This window comes from Paraburkholderia sp. CNPSo 3272 (assembly GCF_024206495.1).
GTDB lineage: Bacteria > Pseudomonadota > Gammaproteobacteria > Burkholderiales > Burkholderiaceae > Paraburkholderia.
Genome location: NZ_JAMBPQ010000030.1, coordinates 1 through 23494, shown reverse-complemented (window position 1 = coordinate 23494; position 23494 = coordinate 1). Strand labels below are relative to the sequence as shown.

The window sequence follows — 23494 nt, the reverse complement described above, 5'->3', positions numbered from 1 at the left end:
TACACTCCACACGTCGCACACCTTCTCTACGTACATCTTCGGCATGCACACGGTAGTTCCTGGCTGGTTCGGCGTTTCGGCCGTCTGGTTCATCCCTCTGATCTGGCGTCTCGTCAAGTCCGTGCTGCCGGGCGGCGCGGGCCTGCGCGGCCCGGGCACGATCCGGCTCTGGCTCGGCTTCGCCGGCGTGCTCGTGGCGAGCTGCGCGCTCGAGGCGACGCTCATCGACATCGCCGGTTTCAACGCACTCGGCCACGCACTTTCGGGCGGGCTCGGCAAGCTCATCGGCCACGTCGCCGCGCCGCTCGCAATGACGGCGCTCTTCCTCGTGAGCTTGCCGTGGCTGCTCGACTTCCATTGGCGTGAATTCCTCGCCTGGGCCGACATCTCGCTCGGGCTCGGCCTGAACATCCGCGCCGCGCGTGAGACCGAAGACAGCCCGCGCCGCGAACGCCGCAGCCGCCGCGCCGCGGCCGAAGAGGGACTGCCCGCGCATAGCGCCGCCACCTTCAATCCGCCGATGCCTGGCGACGGCGCGCGACGCAAACGGCCGACGATCTGGCGTCCGCCGGCGCGTGACACACGTGACACACGTGACACGCGCGAGGGTCGCGACACTCCGCGCAGAGCCGGCGCGATGGCCGCGGGACTTGGCGCAGCATCGGCCGCTGCCACCGCACCGAACGCGTTTGCGGACGCGGGTTCGTGGCGAGCCGAACCGGGCTTCCGTGGTCCCGCCGATGCCTCAGCGGCTTGGGCGCGCACCGAGCCGACCGCGGCCGCCGACTGGCTGCGCGGCACGCGTGCGCCGGCCCAAATGCCGCCTGCGGGTGCGTCGCGAGCCCCGATGGAGCCGCCGCGCGCGCCGTTGCAACCCGGCGCGCCGCTCGGCGACGCACGCCGCCAGCCGGTGCGCGGTGCGAGCGCCGTGCAGGACGTCGCGGGTGTGCATGGGGCGCAGGCCGTCCCTGCGCAGCCCAATGCGCCGTGGCGGGCGCAGACGGCTAACACGCGGCCGGCCATGGCCGCCGCTATGACCGGCGCGGGTGCGCGCACAGCTGCGGCAACGGTTTCAGCGGCGGTGCACGGTGCGCCGCTCGCGGCCGGCGCCGCCGCAGCGGCGGCCGCCGCGCGCAGTGCCGCGTTCGGCACGACGCCGGCGCCGCTCGATCCACTGACTTCGCCGTTCGCACAACCCGTCATGCCGCGCCGCGCCGCGCCGCCTCCCGCGGCGGGCAGCACGGCCGCGCGCGCCGCGGCCGCCGCGCCGCCGCGCGTCGCGAAGCCGCCTAAGCCGTACGTCTGGCAGGGGCAGCCCGCGCGCGTGAACCCTCCCCCGCCCATGGGTGCGCCGCACACCGCGTCGTTCGGCTCGCATCCGGCAGAAAAGCCGCCCGCAACGCCCGCCTACTCGCGCCCCGCGCCTACCAGCGCGCCGCAGGCGGAGGCACCGCTCTCGACGAGCGTGCTCGAAACGTTGCGCTCGATCGAAGAGAACGCCGCACGCTGGACCACGCTCGCCGGCGCGAGCCTCGCACGCCGCACCCTGGACGAAGCGGGCGCGCTCGCGGGCGAGGAACAAACGCACGCCCAATTCCCGAGCGCATCGCCGGACATTGCGACGGCGGCGGCGCCGGTGACGCCGTCGGGCGGGTCGCTGGAAACGACGTTCGCCCCAGTCACGCCGCCGGACGGTGACTACGTTTCGCCAAGCGTGGGTGAGCCATCGTTCGTGGAAACGCACGCCTCGCCGCAACCGGGCGACACGTCACCAGGCGCGACGTCCGCTGCCCCCTCCCCTGCCGCGGCTCAGACCCCGGCATCGTCCGAGCCGAATTCCGTCAGCGCCGGCTACATGGCTGCGCCGACTGCCTGGCAACCGATGGCGTCGCACGTGGACGAAGCTACGCAAAGCGCCTCGAGCGAGACGACGCATGCGGAGCCGCTGCAAGCTGCGGCGCAGGAACCCGCCACACCCTCGCCCTGGCCAACACTGGATCACGGAATGCCGTGGATCCTGCTCGACGATGAACCGTCCATCGCTCCCGCCGAGACGCACGCCGTCGAACCGTTCTTCGCGTTCAGCCCATCGACGGTGCAGGAGCAGGTGCCTACGCCTGAGCCCGCAGCGGTTTCTCGCGTTGTGGCACCGGCGCCAGAGCCAGTGCCCGCAGCGACGCAAACGCCGGTCGCCGCAAGCGCGCAGGCCGGGCAACCCGCGTCGGCCGAATCGCACGCTGCGCACCAGGCAAACGACGAGTTCGACACATCGGCCGCGTCGAACATCGTGCACTTCCCCCGCCTCGATCGCGAAACGCAACCGGATGCCGCCGCCGCGCTTGCGCAGCACGGCGCGCCCGTAAGCGAGCAACCGCTCGAAGCAAGCACCCGCGCCGACGTAGTGGTCGAACCGGCGTCGACGACGACCCGCGACGAATCGGCGTACGGCACGTACGGCAGCGCGTTCGAAACCTCTGCGCACGCGACGCCTGCAGATGTCGCGCCGACGGTTACGCATGCGGCTCCCGCAACCCCCTTCGACGCACTGCCTTCGCCGGTGGCAGAGCAGAAGGCGAGCGAGCCTTTCGCGCCCGTCGCGCGCAGCGAATCTGCCAGCGTCGATGCGTTCCCCGCGTCGATAGATGAAGCGCAAGGGGTTGCGGACGAAGCGGCTGAGGCGTTGCGGGCACCTGGCGCGCCGGCAACCCAGACCACGCCTTTTGACGCGACGCCCCTGCCCGCAACGCCGGCGCCCGCACCCGCAGCAACGCCGCCGTGGGTTGCCGAAACGCCAACGCAAAGCCGTCCTGCGCCCGCCGAGGCCACGCTCGCTCCGACTCCCTCGCAGCCTGCTGCGTCGGTGGCCATTCCGATCGCGGCGCCCTACCCCGCCGTCGCCACCGAACGCATAGCGGAGAGCTCCGACTTCGAGGCCGTCTCCGAAGCCATCGAAGCACCCGAAACCATCGAAGCCCCCGAGCCCGTAGTCCAGCGCGCTCCCGTACGCGGCCACGCGCCGACGTCCTTCGCGTTCGAGCCGCTCAGCGCATCGGCGGTCGAACTGCCCGGGCTCGATCTGCTCGAGCGCGCATCGTCCGAGATCGAGCCCGTCTCCGAGCAAAAGCTCGCCGAAACGAGCCAGCTCATCGAGCAGCGTCTTCAGGAGTTCAAGGTCCCCGTGACGGTGGTCGGCGCCTCGGCGGGTCCGGTCATCACGCGCTTTGAAGTGGATCCCGCGCTTGGCGTGCGCGGCAGCCAGATCGTCGGCCTGATGAAGGATCTCTCGCGCGGCCTGGGCCTCACATCGATCCGTGTGGTCGAAACGATCCCCGGCAAGACCTGCATGGGCCTCGAACTGCCGAACGCCCGCCGCCAGATGATCCGCCTCTCGGAGATCCTCGAATCGGCGCCGTACCACCGCTCGCAGTCGAAGCTCACGATCGCGATGGGCAAGGACATCGTCGGCCATCCGATCGTCACCGATCTCGCCAAGGCGCCGCACATGCTCGTCGCGGGCACGACGGGTTCGGGCAAGTCGGTCGCGATCAACGCGATGATCCTTTCGCTGCTCTACAAGGCGACGCCCGAGGACGTGCGGCTCATCATGATCGATCCGAAGATGCTCGAGCTTTCCGTGTACGAAGGCATTCCGCATCTGCTCGCACCGGTCGTGACCGACATGAAGCTCGCCGCCAACGCGCTCAACTGGTGCGTGGGCGAGATGGAGAAGCGCTATCGGCTGATGTCGGCGGTGGGCGTGCGCAATCTCGCGGGCTTCAACCAGAAGATCCGCGACGCTCAAGCCCACGAAAAGAAGATCGGCAACCCGTTCTCGCTCACGCCGGAAGCCCCCGAGCCGCTCTCGCCGCTGCCGATGATCGTGGTCGTGATCGACGAACTCGCCGACCTCATGATGGTCGCGGGCAAGAAGATTGAAGAATTGATCGCGCGTCTCGCCCAGAAGGCGCGCGCCGCCGGCATCCACCTGATTCTCGCGACCCAGCGTCCTTCGGTGGACGTCATCACGGGTCTCATCAAGGCGAATATTCCGACGCGGGTGGCGTTCCAGGTGTCGTCGAAGATCGACTCGCGCACGATTCTCGACCAGATGGGCGCCGAGTCGCTGCTCGGCCAGGGCGACATGCTGTTCCTGCCGCCGGGCACGGGCTATCCGCAGCGCGTGCACGGCGCGTTCGTCGCAGACGAGGAAGTGCACGCCGTGGTGGAGTATCTGAAGCAGTTCGGCGAGCCCGAGTACGTCGAAGGCATTCTCGAAGGCCCGGCTGCCGAAGGCGCGCCGCAGGACCTGTTCGGCGACTCGCCCGACGCCGAAGCCGATCCGCTCTACGACGAAGCCGTGGCGTTCGTCGTGCGCACGCGGCGCGCGTCGATCTCGTCGGTGCAGCGGCAACTGCGCATCGGCTACAACCGCGCCGCGCGTCTGGTCGAACAGATGGAAACGGCGGGACTCGTTTCGCCGATGGGCATCAACGGCAGCCGCGAAGTACTCGCGCCGGGCGGCGGCCAGGGCGAATAAGAAGGCGCGCCTCGCGCCTTCTTTCGCCGTCTCGAGACGCTATAGCCCGGCTATTGCGCGACGAACTTGAAATCGACCGGCGAGCCGATGTCGATGCGCTTCGGGTTCGGCTCGAGCAAACCCGTCTGCTGATCGCGGCGGAACACGTAGGCGGTATCGCTGTTCTGGTTGCCGACGATGAGCCACTGCCCGGTCGGATCGATCGCGAACTCGCGCGGCGACTTGCCGAGACTCGACTGGCGCCCCACGCGCTTGAGCTTGCCGCTGTCGCCATCGACGGCAAAGATCGAAATATCATTGGCGTCGCCGCGATTGGAAACATAGAGGAACTTGCCGTCCGGCGACAGATGGAGCGCCGCCGCGCCCTGCGTTCCCTCGAAGCCCGGCTCCGCGAGCTTCTCCACTTGTTCCAGCTTCATGTGGCCATCGTGATACGCAAACACCGTCACGGTAGCGGCCAGTTCGCTCGTGAGATACGCGTGACGCCCGTCATTGCCGAAGATCAGATGACGCGGACCACTGCCCGACTTCACATCGGTATAACGCCACTCGGTCGGGCTCACGAGGCCGCGGCTGCCGTCCGGCGTGTAGAGATAAGTCCAGAGCTTGTCGGTGCCGAGATCCTGCGTGAAGAGATAGTGCCCATCCGGCGAAAACACCGTCGAGTGCACGTGCGCATTGTCCTGACGTCCCTTTACGGGGCCGCCGCCCTCGTGATGCACGGTGAGCACGGACTCGCCCAGCGTGCCGTCCTGCTGCACCGGCAGGACTGCGAAGCTGCCGCCCGGGTCGGCCGCGACCGAGTAGTTCGCCACGAAGAGATAGCGCCCATCCGGCGAGAGGCTCAGATAGCACGGATCGTTGCCCTGCGCCGACACCTTGTTGAGAAACGTGAGCTGACCGCTTGCGGCATCGAAGCCGAACGCGCTCACGTCGCCGCGCAGACTGGCGGGACCGTTGTCGCCCGGCAACTCGTTCACCGCATAGACGAAGCGGTTGTCCTTGCTCACGACGAGAAACGACGGGTTCACCGTCTTCGCCACGCTGACCGGCTGCATGTCGCCAGTCTGCGTATCGAAGTGATAGACGTAGAGGCCCTCGCTCTTGCCAGCCGTATAAGTGCCGACGATCAGGTTGTAAACACCGCCCGCGGGCGCGGTCGTGGATGCAGATTGCGCGAACGCATGCGTCGCGGCGACGGAAGCCATGATGACAACACCTTTGACGAGCTGGGTGAGGAGATGCGCGGGTCGGCGCTCAGTCCGGCGCGATCTGGACGGGCTACCCGCACCGGCAGATGACGGCACAGGCACGGCGTTTGCGGCGGCACGGCGAAGGAACATGTCGACCTCCTTTTTCTTGTCGATGCAGGGAAGCGGGTCGGCCTTCGTCGCAATGCCGACCGTATTCGTCCCGCTTTCGTCTGATGCAGATGGGACCCGGCCCAGTATAAGAGAGGTCGCGAGCGCCCGCCCCGCAAGCGCGCAGCAACGAGTCGAGGCCAAAGCCGAAGCAACAACAAGCAACAAAGGTAGCTACGCAAAGGTTCGAAACCCGCCGCAACCACGGAGCCGTCATGAACATTCACGTCGCCATCGGGCCGCTCGTCGCGCTCATCGCAGGCATTCTGATTCTCGCCGTGCCGCGTCTGCTCAATTACATCGTCGCGCTGTATCTGATCATCATCGGGGTCATCGGGCTGTTCGGCGTGGGCGGACATCTGTGACGCGTTCAGGTCGCGCCCGACGGCGTTTGTTGACGCAGGCGAGATGAGTATTTGCGCGTGCTGCTGCGCAAAACGCATTGCGCAGGCGCCCCCGCTGCCACTACTCTTGTGCGTGCATGCCGCACCGCTGCGGCAAGCGGCTTTCGTTTTTGAGCAACGCTGTCAATCTGCTTACTATGCCCGCACCCATTGAAGACTACGCATTGATCGGCGACGGCCACACGGCCGCGCTCGTTTCCCGCGCCGGATCCATCGACTGGCTCTGCTGGCCGCGCTTCGACTCCGGCGCGTGCTTCGCCGCCCTCCTCGGCACCGAAGAAAACGGCCGCTGGCTCATTGCGCCCGCGCAGCCCGAAGAGGGCGCGAAAGTCGAGATCATGACCACACGCCGTTATCGCGGCGACACGCTGATCCTCGAAACCGACTTCGAAACGCCCGAAGGGGCCGTGACGCTCATCGACTTCATGCCGCCTGGCAACGGCTGGTCCGAACTCGTACGCATCGTGGTGGGCCGGCGCGGCACCGTGCGCATGGAAAGCCAGTTCGTGCTGCGCTTCGACTACGGCTTTTCGGTGCCGTGGGTGAGCCGCCTCACCTACGAGAGCGGCATCAAGGCCACAGTGGGCCCCGACACAGTCGTGCTGCGCACGCCCGTGGACCTCCAGGGCGAGAACATGCACACGGTGGCGCAGTTCGACGTGAAGGAAGGCGAACGGGTGCCGTTCTCGCTTTCGTATGCGGCCTCGCACCTGCGTCTGCCGCCGCCGCGCGACCCGTTCACGGCGCTTGCGCGCACCGAAAACTTCTGGACCGAATGGGCCTCGCGCAGCACCGTAGAGGGCCGCTGGGCCGAACCCATCCGCCGCTCCCTCATCACGCTCAAGGCGCTGGCCTACGAGCCCACCGGCGGCATCGTCGCGGCGCCCACCACGTCGCTGCCGGAGCAGTTGGGCGGCACGCGCAACTGGGACTACCGCTACTGCTGGCTGCGCGACGCGACCATCACGCTGCTCGCGATGATGCGCGGCGGCTACTACGACGAAGCCCGCGCCTGGCGCGCCTGGCTGGGCCGCGTGATGGCCGGCTCGCCTTCGCAGTTGCAGATCATGTACGGGCTCGCCGGCGAGCGCCGCCTGCCCGAATTCGAACTCGACTGGCTGCCCGGCTACGAAGGCGCGAAACCGGTGCGCGTGGGCAACAACGCGGTCGGCCAGCTGCAGCTCGACGTCTACGGCGAAGTGATGAATGCTCTGCACCTCGCGCGCGTGGGCGGCTTGCAGGCCGACGACACCGCATGGTCGATCCAGTGCGCGATGCTCGAGCACCTGGAGACGATCTGGACCGAGCCCGACGAGGGCATCTGGGAAACGCGCGGCGGCCGCCAGCATTTCACGTTCTCGAAGGTGATGGCATGGGTCGCATTCGACCGCGCGATCAAGTCGGCGGAAAAATTCGAGCTGCCGGGGCCCCTCGATCACTGGCGCGAAATGCGCTCGACTATCCACGCGACCATTTGCGAGCGCAGCTACAACGAGGCTCTGAATTCCTTCACGCAGATCTACGGCGGCACCGATCTCGACGCGAGCCTGCTGCTCATGCCGCTGGTCGGCTTCCTGCCCGCGGCGGATCCGCGCATCGCCGGCACGGTCGCGGCGATCGAGCGCGACCTCCTGTGTGAAGGTTTTGTGATGCGCTACCGCACCACCGAATTCAACGATGGACTGCCGCCGGGGGAAGGCACCTTCCTTGCGTGCAGTTTCTGGATGGTCGACAACCTGGCCCTGCAAGGACGCATGGACGACGCACGCCACATGTACGAGCGCCTGCTGTCGCTCGCCAATGACGTGGGACTGCTCGCCGAGGAATATGACCCCATTGCGGGGCGCCTGGTCGGCAACTTCCCGCAGGCGTTCTCGCATGTGGCGCTCGTTCATACGGGCCTGAACCTGATGCGGCACGAACAGGAAATGGCGAGAGAGACGGGACATCCCGCGGTCGGCGGCGTGTCGGCCGAACGAGCTGTTGCATCCGCATCGTAAATGTTCGAAAGCGCCTGGACGTTTGCGCGAGCTGGGGTACACTACGGATGCTGCGTTGCACAACAGCCCGGCGGCACAATGCCGTCCGCGCCGCCTGGCAACGGGGCGAAACTGGTGTACCGCCTTGCAGCGTGCTTGCAGCCACCCGCTGCGAGACGCATGCCGGAGTGCCCGCGCTAAAGCCCTCCGGGCCGCGGCCGATAAACAACCTGACTGACCGACCAACCCTGCCGGCCCGCATCTGCTCCGCGCCTCACCCGCGCGACCTGGGTGCGAACCGCTCCTTGAAGATGCCGGAGCGCCCATGCTCTATCAAATCCGTGAATTCCAGCGCGCATTGCTCAGCCCGCTGACCGCCTGGGCCCAGGCCGCCTCGAAATCGTTCTCGAATCCGACGAGCCCGTTTTCACTCGTGCCGGGCGCCACGCGCTTCGCCGCGGGCTACGAACTGCTCTATCGCCTCGGCAAGGACTACGAGAAGCCCGAGTTCAACCTTCGCCAGATCGTGAAGGACGGCTTCAATATTCCGATCGTCGAGCAGACCATCATCGAGAAGCCGTTTTGCCGCCTGCTGCGCTTCAAGCGCTACGCCGACGACACCGGCGCCGTGGCCGCGCTCAAGGACGAGCCTGCCGTGCTCGTATGCGCGCCGCTCTCGGGCCATCACGCCACGCTCCTGCGCGACACCGTGCGCACGCTGCTGCAGGACCACAAGGTGTACATCACCGACTGGGTCGACGCGCGCATGGTGCCGCTCGAAGCCGGTCCGTTCCATCTCGACGACTACGTTGCGTATATCCAGGAATTCATCCGCCATATCGGCGCGAAGAATCTGCACGTGCTGTCGGTTTGCCAGCCTACGGTGCCCGTGCTCGCGGCCATCTCGCTGATGGCGAGCCGCGGCGAGGACACTCCGCTCACGATGACGATGATGGGCGGCCCGATCGACGCGCGCCGCAGTCCTACCGCCGTGAACTCGCTGGCCACCGAACATTCGCTCGACTGGTTTGCGAACAACGTGATCCACACCGTGCCGGCGAACTATCCGGGCGAAGGACGCGAGGTGTATCCGGGCTTCCTGCAGCACGCGGGTTTCGTCGCGATGAATCCGGGCCGTCACACCACGGCGCACTGGGACTTCTACAAGAGCCTGCTGCGCGGCGACGAAGAGGACGCCGAAGCACATCGCCAGTTCTACGACGAATACAACGCGGTGCTCGACATGGCCGCCGAGTATTACCTCGAAACCATCCGCACCGTGTTCCAGGATTTCAGCCTCGCTGAAGGCACGTGGGACGTGGCCGGCGAACGCGTGCGTCCGCAGGACATTCACGACACGGCGCTCTTCACGATCGAAGGCGAGCTCGACGACATTTCGGGCGCGGGCCAGACGCGTGCCGCGCACGATCTGTGCACGGGCATTCCCGAGACCAACAAGCATCATCTGACCGCCGAGAAGTGCGGCCACTACGGCATCTTCTCGGGCCGCCGCTGGCGCACGATCATCTACCCGCAATTGCGCGACTTCATCCGCCAGCACCAGCAGGCCGCCGGCAACGCGGGCAAGGAAACGGCTACCCGCGGCCGCTCGACCCAGGGCGCTGTAGCCTGACGAAGGTTCGCGCTCCACTCGAGCGCACGCAGTCCGCACCTGCAGCAAGACCCGCGCGCCGTCCCAGGACGGCGCGCTGCATTTGTGGAGCGTGAAACGGCTTCGCGAGTCTGCCGAGTGCGAGTCGTGCGCTATTTGCGCATGAGATACGCGAGCAGCATTTCCGTGTTGAGCTGAATGACCTCTGCGCGTTCGGCAGTCGTGCTGAAGTCGCGCCCGAGGGTGGCGTTGAGCGTGTAGCGATTCGAGACGATGTAGTAGCCCATGCCCGAAAGCGTCACGTAGAGGCGCAACGGATCGATGCTGGGGCGGAATAGTCCCGCGGATTCACCGCGCGTGAGAATCGAACCGAGCGTCGCCACGATCGGCGAGATCATCTCGCGAATTCGTGTGGACTTCTGCATATATCGCGCCTCGTGCAGATTCTCGTTGTTCACGAGCCGCAGCAGTTCGGGATTGTCGCGATAGTAGTCCCACACGAAATGCGCGAGCCGCGTGATCGCCTCGACGGGTGCGAGCCCCGAAAGATCGAGCGCGCGCTCGGCTTCATTGAGCGCGCCGAATGCGTGCTCGAGAACAGCCGTGAATAGTTGCTCCTTGCTGCCGAAGTAGTAATAGAGCATGCGCTCATTGGTTTCCGCGCGTCGCGCGATCTGGTCGACGCGTGCGCCGAACAGGCCGCCATTGGCGAATTCTTCCGCCGCGGCGAGCAGAATGCGGCGGCGGGTGCCTTCAGGATCTCTTTTGATTTTTGGCTGATTCATGGTGGCAGGATCTCGTTAAGCCGCGTTGTCCGGTTTACGTTGTCGGGCAAAACTACGCCTGGCCTCTCCTCGCCCTGGTATCGACAACGTTGTGCGGGGCGCGCCAGGTTAATGGACAGACACCCTCCGACCTACGGTCTTGCGTTCCTTCTTGTTTGTTTGATGTCGTTGCGAGCCGACATCGTTCTTCCCCCTGTCTGCTTCGCGCGAAGCACGTCGCCTGCCGTGCCCGACATGTACCGCTTACGTCTATTGATTTCCCCTGGACTGCGCGGTGCTTCGCATTAAGCGCTTTGATTATGGCACATGGCCCGCCGATGGCAATGCGGGAAATCGGCGATAATGCAGGCTTTGGCGCTGTGCGTGTGCACCCCTTGAGGCCAGCTGCGAAACCCTGCGCGCCCAAGGTCACGGCACCGCCCGCCCCGCCCCGATGTAGCGAACGTGAACGATCCCAAAACACTCGCAGATCGCATCGAAGATCTGCTGCCCCAGACCCAATGCACGAAGTGCGGCTATGACGGCTGCCGGCCCTATGCCGAAGCCGTCGCCGCCGGCACCGCCAACTACAACCAGTGCCCGCCCGGCGGCCTGGAAGGCGTCGAGCGCCTCGCCGCACTGCTCGGCAAACCCGTCATCCCGATCAATCCGGACAACGGTGTGGAGCGTCCACGTCCGGTGGCGTTCATCGACGAACAACTGTGCATCGGTTGCACGCTGTGCATGCAGGCGTGTCCCGTCGACGCGATCGTGGGTGCGCCCAAACAGATGCACACCATCGTCAAGGATCTGTGCACGGGTTGCGACCTGTGCGTCGCGCCCTGCCCGGTCGACTGCATCGCAATGATTCCCGTTACGGGCGAAGCGACCGGCTGGGACGCATGGACGCAGCAGCAGGCCGACGAAGCTCGCGTGCGGCACGACCGGCGCGCCGCGCGCCAGGCCGCCGAACGCAATGCGGCCGAGGCGCGCGCCGCCGCACGCCGCGCCGCTACGAGTGCGCCGCAGGCTCAAGCGCCGCAAGACGCCGCCACGCCACCCGCGAGCGCCCCCGCCGACGACGCGCAAGCGAAGAAGAAAGCGATCATCCAGGCCGCGCTCGAACGTGCGCGCCGCAAAAAGGCGGAAATGGCCGAACAGGGTGCGGGACCGCGCAACGTCGAGCACGTGAGCGCCGACGTGCAGGCGCAGATCGATGCCGCGGAGGCGCGCCGCAAGCGTATCGGTATCGAGTCGAACACATCGGACTCACCGCCCGACGACGACAAAGCCGCGCGATAGCGCTCGGCAACGCAACGCAACGGCCCCACGCACAACGAGCATGAACGCCACCAAGCGCCGCGCCATCTACGAAACGCTGCAAAGCCTCAATCCGCACCCCACTACCGAGCTGGAATTCAACACGCCGTTCGAACTCCTGATCGCTGTGATGCTCTCCGCGCAGGCCACCGACGTTTCGGTGAACAAGGCCATGCGCCGGATGTTTCCGGTCGCCAACACGCCGGAAGCGGTGCTCGCGCTGGGCGAGGAAGGAGTGGCTGATTACATCAAGACGATCGGCCTTTATCGCACCAAGGCGAAGAACGTCATTGCGACTTGCCGCATTCTCATCGAACAATACGACAGCGAGGTGCCGCCAATGCGCGAGGCGCTCGAAGCGTTGCCCGGCGTTGGACGCAAGACGGCGAACGTCGTGCTCAACACGGCCTTCGGCCAACCGACCATCGCCGTCGACACGCATATCTTTCGGGTTGCGAACCGAACCGGGCTCGCGCCCGGCAAGGATGTGCGCGCCGTCGAAACCGCGCTCGAAAAATTCACGCCGCCCGAGTTCCTGCAGGACGCGCATCACTGGCTCATCCTCCATGGCCGCTATGTGTGCAAGGCGCGCCGGCCCGAATGCTGGCATTGCGTGATCGAGCCGCTGTGCGAGTTCAAGCCGAAGACGCCGCCGCCGGAGCTCTGAGCGAGCGCAGGCTCCCGGGCGTAAAATGATCCGTTCAGGCGTCGCAGCAAGACGCTGCACGATTTAGCGCTTCACCCATACGACCGACTCAAGATGTTCAATCCCAGCCGCGACGAAGTCCGCCGCTTTTTCACCGAGACCTGGCGCAAACAGCGCGCGGGCGAAATCCTCACGCCGCTCGAGGCGATCGCCGCCGACTGGATCGTCGAGCACCCCGAATATCACGCCGAACTCGCCGACGCCGATGCGGCCGCCGCGCAGGACTACTCGCCCGAGCGCGGCCAGAGCAATCCGTTCCTGCATCTGTCGATGCATCTTGCGATCAGCGAGCAGCTTTCGATCGACCAGCCGCCCGGCATCCGCGCGGCGCACGACCGCCTCGCGGCACGTCTCGGATCGACGCACGACGCGCAGCACGCGATCATGGAATGCCTCGGCGAAACGATCTGGGAAGCGCAACGCACGAACACGCCGCCCGACACCGACGCCTATCTCATGCGCATCGAGCGCCGCGCTTCGCGCGATTGAATCGCAAACGAAGCCCGTCTCAAAGAACCAAGGCCGCAAAAAAACACCCCGCGAACGCCTCGCCGAAAACGAGGCCCACGCGGGGCGTTTCAGATGATGCGGCACGCATGGCGCGCCGCCCTCACGCTTACTTCTTGTTGACGAGGTCGCCGCCGAGCGATTCGATGTACGCGGCGAGATCCTTCATATCGCTCTGCGAAAGGCTCTGCACCTGCGCCTGCATAATCGGATTGTTGCGGCCGAGGTGCGGATTGCTCGTACCCATCTGATACTGGCGCAGCGCCCAGTAGATGTAGTCGGCGTGCTGGCCGGCGAGCTTCGGATATTCGGGGCTCACGGGCTTGTTCAGGCCCGGACCGTGACAGGCCGCGCAGTTGTGGCTGTCGGCGAGGACCTTGCCGTTGGAGGCGTCGGCCGCGTGTGCGGGATTGAGCGCGAGCGCGGCGGCCAGTGCGAGCCCGGCGCCCGCGAGCTTGATGGTTGCACCGGCAAACGAAGGCATAGCCGTGTAGGGCTTGTTCATGGGTTCTCCACCTGCCGGTTATTTATTCGGATTGTCTTTCGACGCGGCCGTTTGCGACGCATAGTAGGCCGCGATGTCGGCGATGTCCTGTTCGGTGAGCGAGGACGCGATCGCGTGCATCGTCTCGAAATGCCGGTCGCCCTTCTTGTAGGCGAGCAACGCGTTCATGATGTACTGCGCGTTCTGGCCGCCCAGAATGGGCACGTGGTAGACCTCGGGGTAAGCGGTGCGGTAGTCGGGAATACCATGACAGCCGATACACATCGCCACCTTGTCCTGACCCGCCTTCGCGTTGCCCACGATGTCCGCGTGAGCCGTGACCGCGAAGCACGCCAGCATGGTGATTGCGCCCGTGATGACGTGCTTGCCGACAATTTTTTTCATAGCATCCAACCTGGCTTGAGGGGATTCGAACGCCCGAACCGCAGGCCACGGCCTGCGCCGCATTACTGCTGTTTTACTTTTGGGGTCGCCGTGCAGGCCGAAAAAAATCGGTCCGAGTATACCGCGACGCCGCGCCGGCCGTCCACCGGCCGCGCCACGCCTGGCGGGCCTCGGAGCGGCTCGCGAGGCCCGGCGACGGGCCCGCGGGGGCCACGCAGCGCCCTGCCGCGCCGCCTCGCCCGCAGGCAACCCGGAGGAACCCTGGCACGCGCAACGGACTCGCCGCGCGCCGTCGCGAGACGGCTGGAAGCCCCCCGCGACCGTGCCCCAAAGAGCGGACCCAACGATACGCGGCGGCGCGCCGACGCAACACCCCATCTGACTTATACTGGGATTTTTTTCCCAGCGAGCGGATTCACCATGCGCGCCACGCGTTTCGAAGGCTCATCGCAGTACGTCGCCACCGACGACCTCAAGCTCGCGGTCAACGCCGCGATCACGCTCAAGCGCCCCCTTCTCATCAAGGGCGAGCCCGGCACGGGCAAGACCATGCTGGCCGAAGAAGTGGCCGCGGCGCTGGGTATGCCGCTCATGCAGTGGCACATCAAGTCCACCACGAAGGCGCAGCAAGGGCTCTACGAGTACGACGCGGTCTCGCGCCTGCGCGACTCGCAACTCGGCGACGAACGCGTGAAGGACATCGCCAACTACATAGTGAAAGGCGTGCTGTGGCAGGCGTTCGAGTCGGACGAGCAAAGCGTCCTGCTGATCGACGAAATCGACAAGGCCGACATCGAGTTCCCGAACGACTTGTTGCGCGAACTCGACCGCATGGAGTTCTACGTCTACGAGACGCGCCAGCTCATCAAGGCGAAACAGCGTCCGCTCGTCATCATCACGTCGAACAATGAGAAGGAGCTGCCCGACGCATTCCTGCGCCGCTGCTTCTTCCACTACATCAGCTTTCCCGATCCGGCGACGATGCAGCGCATCGTCGAGGTGCACTATCCGGGCATCCGCAAGGAACTGCTCAACGCGGCCATGGAAAGCTTCTTCGAACTGCGCAACGTCGCGGGCCTGAAGAAGAAGCCTTCTACGTCGGAGCTGCTCGACTGGCTCAAGCTTCTGCTCGCCGAAGAGATCCCGCCCTCGGCGCTGCGCGCGGTCGACGGCTCGAAGTCCATGCCGCCGCTCGCCGGCGCGCTGCTCAAGAACGAGCAGGACATGACGCTGTTCGAGCGCCTCATCTACATGAACCGCCACAACCGTTGACAAGGACGCTGCGCGCGAAAGCCGGAGACACCGCATGCTGATCGACTTCTTCTACACGCTGCGCGACGCGAAGCTGCCGGTTTCCGTGAAGGAGTACCTCACGCTCGTCGAAGCGCTCAAGGCGCGCGTGATCGCGCCCTCGCTCGACGACTTCTACTACCTCGCGCGCATGACGCTCGTGAAGGACGAGCAGTACTTCGACCGCTTCGATCAGGCCTTCGGCGCATATTTTCGCGGCATCGAGAAGAAGTCGGAGCTGGCCTTCGAGATTCCCGAAGACTGGCTAAAGAAGCGGCTGGAGCGCGACTTCACGCCCGAACAGCGCGCGCAGATCGAAGCGATGGGCGGCCTCGACAAGCTCATGGAGCGCCTCAAAGAGCTCTTCGAAGAACAGAAGGAGCGCCACGAGGGCGGCAGCAAGTGGATCGGCACGGGCGGCACGTCGCCCTTCGGCCACGGCGGCTATAACCCCGAAGGCATCCGCATCGGAGGCGAAGGCGGCCAGCGCAGCGCCGTGAAAGTGTGGGACGCGCGCGCCTACCGCGACTACGACGACCAGGTCGAAATCGGCACGCGCAACATCAAGGTCGCGTTGCGCCGCCTGCGCCGCTTCGCCCGCGAAGGCGCGGCGGAAGAACTCGACCTCGGCGACACGATCCGCAGCACCGCCGCGAACGCGGGCTGGCTCAACCTCAAGATGGTGCCGGAGCGCCACAACAACGTGAAAGTGCTGATGCTGCTCGACGTGGGCGGCTCGATGGACGATCACATCAAGCGCACGGAAGAACTGTTTTCGGCGGCAAAAGCCGAATTCAAGCATCTGGAGTTCTACTACTTTCACAACTGTGTCTACGACTACCTGTGGAAGAACAACCGCCGCCGCCACGCCGAGCGCACGCCCACGTGGGATCTGCTGCACAAGTTCACGCCCGACTACAAGCTCATTTTCGTGGGCGACGCCACGATGAGCCCCTATGAGGTGCTGCAGCCGGGCGGCTCGGTCGAGTACAACAACCCCGAAGCGGGCGCCGTGTGGCTGCGGCGCCTCGCCGACCAGTTCCCGCATTTCGCCTGGCTCAACCCCGAGCCCGAGCGACTATGGGAGTACCGCCAGTCGGTGTCGGTCATCCGCGAGATTCTCGGCCACCGCATGTATCCGCTCACGGTCGCCGGGCTCGAAACGGCAATGCGCGTGCTGAGCAAATAGGCGCCAGCAATCCCGCCGTTTTCCGCTTTTTCGAGGCGGCGCGTGCCTGAGGTGTCTTCAGGCCGCGCCGCCCGATGCCGTCATACCTACGCAAAATCTGGAGACCACCCGCATGACCGCCCCGTCTTCCCCCGACCTGCCAGCGACGTTCAGGCCGGGACCGCTGCGGCCTTTCGCCGACACCTCGCTCGCCACGATCGCGGCCGGCTTCGTCGCGATGATGACCGGCTACACCAGCTCGCTCGTGCTGATGTTTCAGGCCGGCCAGGCCGCGCATCTGTCCGACGCGCAGATCTCCTCGTGGATCTGGGCGCTGTCGATCGGCATGGCCTTGACCACTATCGGCCTGTCGCTGTGGTTCCGCGCGCCCATCGTGATCGCGTGGTCCACGCCGGGCGCGGCGCTGCTCATCAGCTCGCTGCCGCATGTGCCTTACGCCGAGGCGATCGGCGCCTATCTCGTCTGTGCCGTGCTGCTCACGGCGGTGGGCCTCACCGGCTGGTTCGACACGCTCATGAAGCGCGTTCCGGCAGGCATCGCGGCGGCGCTGCTCGCGGGCATCCTGTTCGAGATCGGCATCGAGATCTTCCATGCCGCGCAGGTGCAGACGCCGCTCGTGCTCACGATGTTCTTCGGCTATCTGATCGTGAAGCGCTTCGTGCCGCGCTACGCGATCGTCGCGACGCTCGTGATCGGCATCGCCGCCGCCGCCGCGCTCGGACTGCTCGACTTCAGCCACTTCCGCGTAGCGGTTGCCAGACCCGTGTTCACGATGCCGGCGTTCTCGCTCACGGCGGTGGTGAGCATCGGCATTCCGCTCTTCGTCGTAGCGATGGCCTCGCAGAACGTGCCCGGCATCGCCGTGCTGCGCGCCGACGGCTACGACCACACGGCCGCGCCCTCCTCCCCGCTCATCGCCACCACGGGCATAGCCTCGCTCGTGCTCGCGCCGTTCGGCTCGCACGGCGTGAACCTCGCCGCGATCACGGCGGCGATCTGCACCGGCCCGCACGCCCACGAAGATCGCACGAAGCGCTACATGGCGGCCGTCTGGTGCGGCATCTTCTACCTGATCGCCGGCACCTTCGGCGCGACCATCGCGGCACTGTTCGCGGCGTTTCCGCAGGCGCTCGTGGTGTCGATCGCGGCGCTCGCCCTGTTCGGCTCGATCATGAGCGGCCTCACCAACGCCATGCAGAACCCGAGGGAGCGCGAAGCCGCACTGATCACCTTCATGGTGACGGCTTCCGGGCTCACGCTGCTCTCCATCGGCGCGGCGTTCTGGGGTCTCGTGGCGGGGGTCGTCACGCAGTTCGTGCTGAACGCGCGGCGCGCCTGACGCGGGTGGGCCGCCGCCGCGTGCGCCTGCCAACGCCGGTGGCACGGTGCGTGCGGCGGGTTTGCCATGCGCCCTGCCCGCGCGAAACGCAACGCCACGCGTTTCCGCCATAAAATGACGATGTGAGCCGCGCCCGGACGCGCGGCAAGATTCTCCCGAGCCGGCTTCCCGCCCAATCCGCGCGGGCCGCAACGGCGCAGCGCCTTTCTCGCTTCGCCCGGCGCGCCTCAGGTTCACGCCTGAAGCGCACCGGCCGTTCAACTCTCACCGATGCAGGCGCGCACGCGCCCACAAGGCCTGACATGACTACCGCACTCGACCAGCTCAAGCAGTACACCACCGTCGTCGCCGATACGGGCGACTTCCAGCAATTCGTACAGTACAAGCCGCAGGACGCGACGACCAACCCGTCGCTGATCCTCAAGGCGGTCCAGAAAGCCGAGTACCGTCCGCTGCTCGAAAAAACCGTGCGCGATCACGCGAGCGAATCGCTCGAGTCGATCATCGATCATCTGCTGATCGCGTTCGGCACCGAAATCCTCAAGATCATTCCGGGCCGCGTCTCGACCGAGGTCGACGCCCGTCTCTCGTTCGACACGAAAAAATCGATCGACAAGGCGCACCACATCATCGACCTGTACAAGCAGGCCGGCATCGGCCGGGAACGCGTGCTGATCAAGCTCGCCTCCACCTGGGAAGGCATCCGCGCCGCCGAAGCGCTGCAAAAGGACGGCATCCACTGCAACATGACGCTGCTCTTCTCGCTCGCGCAGGCCGCCGCGTGCGCCGAAGCGGGCGCGCAGCTCATCTCGCCGTTCGTGGGCCGCATCTACGACTGGTACAAGAAGGCCAAGGGCGCCGACTGGGACGACGCGAAGGACGGCGGCGAGAACGACCCGGGCGTGCAGTCGGTGCGCAAGATCTACGCGTACTACAAGAAGTTCGGCCACAAGACCGAGGTGATGGGCGCGAGCTTCCGCAACACGAGCCAGATCGTCGAACTGGCCGGCTGCGACCTCCTCACCATCAGCCCGGACCTGCTGCAGAAGCTCCACGACAGCAACGAGAAGGTCGAACGCAAGCTCTCGCCGGAAGCGTTCAAGGACGCGAAGATCGAGCGCGTGGCCGTGGACGAGTCGTCGTTCCGCTTCCAGCTCAACGACGACGCCATGGCGACCGAAAAGCTCGCTGAAGGCATCCGCGCGTTCGCCGCAGACGCGATCAAGCTCGAAAAGATGATCGAAGAACTGCGCGCGAAGTAATGCGCCGGCGCGCCATGGAGCGCGTATTGCCGTATCGATGACCGAGGGCCGCACATCGCGCATGGCGCATGTGCGGCCCTTTGTTTTACGGGGCGGACTGCAACGACTGTTCCCGTCCGCACGCTCGCAAACCCTGACGACACACTGCTCGGTCACGTCATCGCGGGCGCCTAGAATCAGGGCAGCGGCGAACCCCGCCGCGCGATCCGGCCCCGTGCACACCCTCGCACGGAATCGCACGATCAAGGCCGGCCAACGTCCCGTCCGCAAGGAAACCGACGATGCAAATCCAGCCCTATCTCTTTTATCCCGGCAACTGCGACGAAGCGATCGCGTTCTATGGCGAAGCGCTCGGCGCGAAGGAAGTGATCAAGATGCGCTTCAAGGAGGCGCCGCCGGACCCCGCGCGGCCCATGCCGCCCGAATTCGCCGAAAAGATCATGCACGCGACGCTCCAGATCGGCGACGCGCAGATCATGGTGTCCGACGGCGGCTGCATGACGCAGAACGACAAATTCCTCGGCTTCGGCGTCTCGCTGACCGGGTCCGACCTCGCCACGGCTGAACGCTACTTCGACGCGCTGGCCAAAGGCGGTACGGTCACGATGCCGTTCCAGAAGACCTTCTGGTCGCCCGGCTTCGGCATGCTGACCGACAAGTTCGGCGTGCCGTGGATGGTCTCGGCGCCGCACGAGCAACCCGCCTGATCCACCGCCGCCACGAGTGGAAAAGCGCGCCCGGCGTCAGACCATGCGGTGCGTCGCGGCGCGCTCGATGTTCCAGCGCGGCTCGGTCTCGAGCAGGAGCGCACGCAGGCGCTCGACCTGCTCCTCCACACGCAGGCTGAGCCAGTAGGGCCCCTGCATCTGCGGCTCGGGGCAGCCCTGCGGCTGCGGACTTTCAGGGGCGGGCTCGGCCGCCCTGTCGTCCCGCCCATCGACCTCTCCCCGTGCCCCGACCGTGCGCAGCGCCTGCTGCGCCGCCTCGGGGTGGCGGCCGCCGCCAAAACGCAGCGCCCGCGCCGTGGCGAGCAGCGCACGGCGCACGGTCTCGCTGCGCTCGACGAACGCCACACGCACGAGCGCCTGCTCATAGCTGCCCGTGCCCGTACAGAGCATCTCCAGCGCGCTCAGCAGCGAGCGATGCAGGCGCTGCACCTGCTCGAGCCGCGCGATCGGCACGTCGATCTCCTTGGCGACCGAGGGCATCAGCGCGCGCAGTTGCACGAGCCGTGCGTTCAGGCGCATGAAGGTCTGCACCTGCGCGTCCGCGTCGACGTGCACGCCGTTCGCCACCCGCGTGTACACGCGCGCGCATTCACGCAGATTGTCGGCCAGGCTGTAGCGCCACGAATACGTCGCGTGCAGCGGCAAGGCAAACGAAAACACGAGCGCGATGACGATGCCGAGAATCACGTTGAGCGTGCGCCAGAGGCCCGTATCGATGAGGTTGTCGCCGTGCCCCGCGACGATGCACATGGTGATGGCGGCCAGGAGCGCGACGTAGCCCGGCTTGCCGATGGCGTAGTAGCCGCACACGGCGGCGACGAGCGACATCAGCCCGTAAGTGAGCCACAGGGACCCGGTAACGGCCTGCACGACAATGAGCACGAGCCCGATCACGGCGCCGAGCAGCGTGCCGAGCGCGCGTTCGGCGGCCTTCTTGCGGATGTTGCCCTGGTGCTGCAGGCCGCCGATCACGACGAGCAGCGTGACTGACGCCCAGATGCCGTGCGGAATATGGATGCCCGACGTCGCGAGAATCGAGGCGAGCATGGCGAGACCCACGCGCACGCTGTGGATCACCTTGGCGTTGCGGTAGCGATAGTACGGCGAGGTCAATGCGCGCCACGTGCGCGCGAGGCGCGAGCGGCGGCGCGGCGCTCGCAGGCGTCGCGCGCCGCTACGCCCGGTTCGGGAACCGGATTCGGTTTGGGATGAGGCCATGGCACGGGCTGAAAGTGAGCCGGATCAGCAATCATCGTGCACCAGAAAAACAAATGCCCGCAACTGTGCGTTGCGGGCATCGGGTACGAACTGGCCCGGCGGTATGCGCCGGGCATGAGCGGATCAGCCCTCGACGACGTCGAGATAGTCTTCCGGACGCGTGCGGTCCGCGCCCTTCTGCATGCCGACCACGTGCACGAGCGCCGACACGACGATCGCGACCACGAGGTTCACGATCAGCGACCACACCGCGGCGTAGCCCGGAATCGCCATGCCGAACAGGTGGATCGTGAAGATCGAGCCCTTCAACTGCAGCGAGATCGCCATCCACGTGCCCGTGGCAATGCCGGCCGCCCACCCGATCAGCAAACCGCGATAGTCGAGCATGCGCGTGTAGAGACCGAGCACGATTGCGGGCAGCGTCTGGATGATCCAGATACCGCCGAGCAGCTGCAGCTGGATCGCGTACGTGAGCGGCAGGCCCAGGATGAACGCCACCGCGCCGACCTTCACGATCAGCGAGACCAGCTTGGCGATGTTGGTCTCCTGCTCGTGATTCATGTTGCGGTTGATGAACTCCTTGTGGATGTTGCGCGTGTAGAGGTTGGCCGCTGCAATCGACATGATCGCGGCCGGCACCAGCGCGCCGATACCGATGGCCGCGAACGCCACGCCCACGAACCACGACGGGAAGAAGTGCAGGAACAGGGCCGGCACCGCGAAGTTCGGACCGAAGGCCTTGAAGTACGGCGCGAATTCCGGCATGTCCTTCACGCCTGCGGCGAGCGCCATGTAGCCGAGGAGCGCGAGCAGACCCAGCACCAGCGAGTACGCCGGCAGCATCGCCATGTTGCGGCGGATGGTGTTGCCCGACGACGACGACAGGATCGCCGTGACCGAGTGCGGGTACAGGAACAGCGCGAGCGCCGACCCGACCGCGAGTGTTGCGTAGGCGCTATAGCCGTTCAGACTCGTGGCATCCGGCGACTTGAGCAGCAGCTTGGCCGGCGGCACCGCGCCGAAGATGTGGCCGAAGCCGCCCATCTGCGCGGGAATCACGATGATCGCGACGATGATCGTGATGTAGATGAGGATGTCCTTCACCACGGCGATCATGGCCGGCGCGCGCAGGCCCGACGTGTACGTGTACGCGGCAAGAATCGCGAACGCGATGATGAGCGGCAGGTCGCCGACGAATCCCGTCGTGTCGAAGCCCAGTGCACCGATCACCACTTCGATGCCCACCAGCTGCAGCGCGATATACGGCATGGTCGCGACGATGCCCGTCACGGCGATGGCGAGCGCCAGCAGGCGGCTGCCATAGCGCGCGCTCACGAAGTCGGCCGAGGTAACGTATTGATGGCGCTTCGCGACGGCCCAAAGCTTCGGGAACACGACGAACGCGAACGGATAGATCAGGATCGTGTACGGCAGCGCGAAGAAACCCGTTGCGCCCGCACCGAAGACGAGCGCCGGCACGGCCACAAAAGTGTACGCAGTGTAGAGGTCACCGCCGAGCAGGAACCAGGTGACGATCGTGCCGAAGCGGCGGCCGCCCAGGCCCCACTCTTCAAGATGCGCGAGGTCGCCCTTGCGCCAGTGCGCGGCGACGAAGCCGAGAACCGTGACGCCGAGGAAGAACAGGATAAAGACAATCGTTGCTGTGACGTTCATTGCGCGCCCCCTTCATCGCCCTTGCTGCGGGTCTTCGTCTTGAAGTAGACGAGCGCGGTAATGACAGCGCTGATCAGCACCCAGAGAAGCTGATACCAGTAGAAAAACGGAAAATCCCACAGAGTGGGCTCGATCCTGTTGTACGACGGCACCCAGATCATCGCGATCCAGGGCAGCAGCAAAAGCCATAGCCAATGCTTGCTTGATTTTCCGGCGTCGGCGTCGTGAGCCATGACGTCTCCTCGTTGCTTATGTAGTTATGCGGCCTTGCTTTGTCTGCGGTCTGCCGCCCGGCGTGAGGCGGCCGATGGCCTCACAGACGGATGGTCCGCAAGGTCCCCGAAAGCGCTGAAAAGAGTATCGAGGCCACGCCGCACGGTCAAGCAGGGCGGACCCCAATTCCGAGGACGTTGTCAAGAGCCAACGGCTTGCGATTTGTCCGGATCATTAGCCGGAAATACGCTATGCAGGCGATCGGGATAGGGGCAGGCCTCGCGGCCCGACCCCTCCCACACCACCGTGCGTACGGGTCCGTACACGGCGGTTCGGATCGGTTGATCGACTACCGGCTAACCGATGGGAGACCGAGAGAACGTAAGTACCCGTTTGACAGGGCGAGGTTCACTGCAGGACTGTGACTGAGCCGCCACGCGCTGTGCGGTGCTCCGGCGGTTTGGGCTGCAAGATTGCGTTTCGCGCCACGGGCAGTGAGTTC

Annotated in this window: 19 protein-coding genes; 12 read left to right on the top strand and 7 right to left on the bottom strand. The window is 65.9% G+C overall.

The features are described from left to right. Positions 1 to 43: 43 nt before the first annotated feature. A complete protein-coding gene (locus M3I53_RS27720) occupies positions 44 to 4537 on the top strand; it encodes a DNA translocase FtsK (protein WP_254319061.1) in 4494 nt (1497 codons plus the stop codon). A gap of 50 nt (positions 4538 to 4587) precedes the next feature. Here the strand turns inward: M3I53_RS27720 and M3I53_RS27715 are convergent, their stop codons facing one another. Continuing rightward, positions 4588 to 5745: a lactonase family protein gene (locus M3I53_RS27715; RefSeq protein ID WP_254319060.1), complete on the bottom strand. Its 1158-nt coding sequence runs from the start codon at positions 5743 to 5745 to the stop codon at positions 4588 to 4590. Positions 5746 to 6113: 368 nt separating this feature from the next. Between M3I53_RS27715 and M3I53_RS27710 the strand changes: the two genes are divergently transcribed. From M3I53_RS27710 to M3I53_RS27700, 3 genes are all read left to right on the top strand, one after another. Next, a complete protein-coding gene (locus M3I53_RS27710) occupies positions 6114 to 6263 on the top strand; it encodes a DUF3096 domain-containing protein (RefSeq protein WP_081771773.1) in 150 nt (49 codons plus the stop codon). Between the two features lie 176 nt (positions 6264 to 6439). Beyond that, positions 6440 to 8302, top strand: a complete 1863-nt coding sequence (locus M3I53_RS27705) for a glycoside hydrolase family 15 protein (RefSeq protein WP_254319059.1) — start codon at positions 6440 to 6442, stop codon at positions 8300 to 8302. Between the two features lie 304 nt (positions 8303 to 8606). After that, positions 8607 to 9914 carry a polyhydroxyalkanoate depolymerase gene (locus M3I53_RS27700; RefSeq protein WP_254319058.1) on the top strand — a complete coding sequence of 436 codons (1308 nt, stop codon included), beginning with the start codon at positions 8607 to 8609 and terminating at the stop codon, positions 9912 to 9914. 131 nt (positions 9915 to 10045) lie between these two features. Here M3I53_RS27700 and M3I53_RS27695 read toward each other — a convergent pair whose 3' ends face one another. After that, the gene (locus M3I53_RS27695) at positions 10046 to 10678 is read right to left on the bottom strand and encodes a TetR family transcriptional regulator (RefSeq protein WP_069265354.1); all 633 of its coding nucleotides are present in this window, start codon (positions 10676 to 10678) and stop codon (positions 10046 to 10048) included. 444 nt (positions 10679 to 11122) lie between these two features. Between M3I53_RS27695 and rsxB the strand changes: the two genes are divergently transcribed. The 3 genes from rsxB (at position 11123) to M3I53_RS27680 (ending at position 13172) form a co-directional block, all read left to right on the top strand. Further along, the gene (gene rsxB / locus M3I53_RS27690) at positions 11123 to 11959 is read left to right on the top strand and encodes an electron transport complex subunit RsxB (protein ID WP_254319057.1); all 837 of its coding nucleotides are present in this window, start codon (positions 11123 to 11125) and stop codon (positions 11957 to 11959) included. A 40-nt stretch (positions 11960 to 11999) separates the two neighbouring features. Then, the gene (gene nth / locus M3I53_RS27685; protein WP_254319056.1) at positions 12000 to 12644 is read left to right on the top strand and encodes an endonuclease III; all 645 of its coding nucleotides are present in this window, start codon (positions 12000 to 12002) and stop codon (positions 12642 to 12644) included. Between the two features lie 93 nt (positions 12645 to 12737). Further along, positions 12738 to 13172: a DUF1841 family protein gene (locus tag M3I53_RS27680; protein WP_028210468.1), complete on the top strand. Its 435-nt coding sequence runs from the start codon at positions 12738 to 12740 to the stop codon at positions 13170 to 13172. 127 nt (positions 13173 to 13299) lie between these two features. Here M3I53_RS27680 and M3I53_RS27675 read toward each other — a convergent pair whose 3' ends face one another. Both M3I53_RS27675 and M3I53_RS27670 read right to left on the bottom strand, forming a co-directional pair. Further along, positions 13300 to 13695 (bottom strand): c-type cytochrome, encoded by a 396-nt coding sequence (locus M3I53_RS27675; RefSeq protein WP_375541770.1) that lies wholly within the window; start codon positions 13693 to 13695, stop codon positions 13300 to 13302. 18 nt (positions 13696 to 13713) lie between these two features. Next, on the bottom strand, positions 13714 to 14079 hold the full coding sequence (locus M3I53_RS27670; RefSeq protein ID WP_069265359.1) for a c-type cytochrome: 366 nt from the start codon (positions 14077 to 14079) through the stop codon (positions 13714 to 13716). 420 nt (positions 14080 to 14499) lie between these two features. Here M3I53_RS27670 and M3I53_RS27665 point away from each other — a divergent pair, with 420 nt between their 5' ends. From M3I53_RS27665 to M3I53_RS27645, 5 genes are all read left to right on the top strand, one after another. After that, positions 14500 to 15351, top strand: a complete 852-nt coding sequence (locus M3I53_RS27665) for a MoxR family ATPase (RefSeq protein WP_254319055.1) — start codon at positions 14500 to 14502, stop codon at positions 15349 to 15351. Between the two features lie 34 nt (positions 15352 to 15385). Beyond that, positions 15386 to 16558 carry a VWA domain-containing protein gene (locus tag M3I53_RS27660; protein ID WP_254319054.1) on the top strand — a complete coding sequence of 391 codons (1173 nt, stop codon included), beginning with the start codon at positions 15386 to 15388 and terminating at the stop codon, positions 16556 to 16558. 112 nt (positions 16559 to 16670) lie between these two features. Continuing rightward, complete coding sequence (locus tag M3I53_RS27655; protein ID WP_254319053.1) at positions 16671 to 17897, top strand: benzoate/H(+) symporter BenE family transporter; 1227 nt, start codon at positions 16671 to 16673, stop codon at positions 17895 to 17897. A 302-nt stretch (positions 17898 to 18199) separates the two neighbouring features. Beyond that, on the top strand, positions 18200 to 19159 hold the full coding sequence (gene tal, locus M3I53_RS27650; RefSeq protein ID WP_254319052.1) for a transaldolase: 960 nt from the start codon (positions 18200 to 18202) through the stop codon (positions 19157 to 19159). A gap of 281 nt (positions 19160 to 19440) precedes the next feature. Continuing rightward, a complete protein-coding gene (locus M3I53_RS27645; protein ID WP_254319051.1) occupies positions 19441 to 19866 on the top strand; it encodes a VOC family protein in 426 nt (141 codons plus the stop codon). Between the two features lie 36 nt (positions 19867 to 19902). Here the strand turns inward: M3I53_RS27645 and M3I53_RS27640 are convergent, their stop codons facing one another. The 3 genes from M3I53_RS27640 to M3I53_RS27630 form a co-directional block, all read right to left on the bottom strand. Further along, positions 19903 to 21105, bottom strand: a complete 1203-nt coding sequence (locus tag M3I53_RS27640) for an FUSC family protein (RefSeq protein ID WP_254319050.1) — start codon at positions 21103 to 21105, stop codon at positions 19903 to 19905. Between the two features lie 123 nt (positions 21106 to 21228). Continuing rightward, complete coding sequence (gene mctP, locus M3I53_RS27635) at positions 21229 to 22779, bottom strand: monocarboxylate uptake permease MctP (protein ID WP_254319049.1); 1551 nt, start codon at positions 22777 to 22779, stop codon at positions 21229 to 21231. Then, positions 22776 to 23012, bottom strand: coding sequence for a DUF3311 domain-containing protein (locus M3I53_RS27630; RefSeq protein WP_254319048.1), 237 nt, complete (start codon positions 23010 to 23012; stop codon positions 22776 to 22778). Before M3I53_RS27630 ends, mctP begins: the two co-directional genes overlap by 4 nt. Between the last annotated feature and the right edge of the window lie 482 nt (positions 23013 to 23494).